Annotated in this window: 1 pseudogene; it reads left to right on the forward strand. The window is 36.3% G+C overall.

Annotated elements, in window-relative coordinates:
- Positions 1-223: pseudogene (locus RT405_RS04390) on the forward strand (amidohydrolase); the annotation flags it as partial.

The raw sequence follows: 223 nt of genomic DNA on the forward strand, positions 1-223 counted from the left end.
TTGATGTGGGTTCAATCACGATTGGAAATTTTGATGGGCGCGGTTCTTTTAATGTCATCAAAGATTCTGTTTTTATTGAAGGAGATGTTCGATCAATGACGGAAGAAACCAGAACATTGATTGAAAAAGAGATCCGTTCAAAATTAGATGGAATTGCCAGTATGTTTGATGTGACTTATGAACTGGATTACGAAAACGATTATCCGGTATTGTATAACGATCC

The organism is Carnobacterium sp. (genome assembly GCF_032094055.1).
Classification (GTDB): Bacteria; Bacillota; Bacilli; order Lactobacillales; family Carnobacteriaceae; genus Carnobacterium_A.